This is a genomic window from Brevundimonas sp. (assembly GCF_013823285.1).
GTDB lineage: Bacteria > Pseudomonadota > Alphaproteobacteria > Caulobacterales > Caulobacteraceae > Brevundimonas.
In genome coordinates this window covers 1-770 of the sequence record NZ_PNLV01000198.1, presented here as the reverse complement: position 1 = coordinate 770, position 770 = coordinate 1, and the positions used below count along the sequence as shown (strand labels likewise).

At 69.6% G+C, this 770-nt stretch carries 1 protein-coding gene; it reads right to left on the bottom strand.

The window, feature by feature from the left end; all coding sequences use genetic code 11:
- Nucleotide 1: 1 nt before the first annotated feature.
- Nucleotides 2–770, bottom strand: a 769-nt coding sequence (locus C0461_RS14350; protein WP_292107981.1) for a dihydroxy-acid dehydratase, incomplete at its 5' end; no start/stop codon positions are given.

The window sequence follows — 770 nt, the reverse complement described above, 5'->3', positions numbered from 1 at the left end:
CCTAGTGGTTATCCCGTGGCGCTGGTGCGATGGTGTCGACGATGCGGTGGTATTTGACGCTGTTCTCGAGGGTTGCGCCGGTCTCCAGCTGTCCGGTGAGGCCGCGCTGGATCTCCTGCCAGGGGGTCTGTGACGCCGGATAGGCGTAGCCGCCGGCCGCTTCCAGCGCCGCCTTGCGCGCCGCGATCTCGGCGTCCGGGACCATCAGGGTGACGGTGGAGGTGTTCAGGTCCACGCGGATGCGGTCGCCGGTCTTGAGCACGGCGATGGTCCCGCCCGCCGCGGCTTCCGGCGAGGCGTGCAGGATGGAGGGGCTGCCCGAGGTGCCCGACTGGCGCCCGTCGCCGATGCAGGGCAGGGCGGTGATCCCCTGTTTGATCAGGTGGGCGGGGGGGCGCATGTTGACCACCTCGGCCGCGCCGGGATGGCCGATGGGCCCGGAGCCGCGCATCACCAGCACCGAGCGCTCGGTGATGCCCTCGGCCGGATCGTCGATGCGGTGGTGATAGTCCTCGGGCCCGTCGAACACGACCGCTGAGCCCTCGAAGGCCTCCGGATCGTCCGGGTCGGACAGATAGCGGTCGCGGAACTGGGGGGAGATGACGCTGGTCTTCATCACCGCCGAGTCGAACAGATTGCCCGACAGCACCACGAAGCCCGCATCGCGCATCAGGGGCGTCTCGAACGGCCGGATCACGTCGGGCAGGATGATCTCCGCCCCCTTGCAGTTCTCCCCGATGGAGCGGCCGTTCACCGTCGGCGCGTCCTCG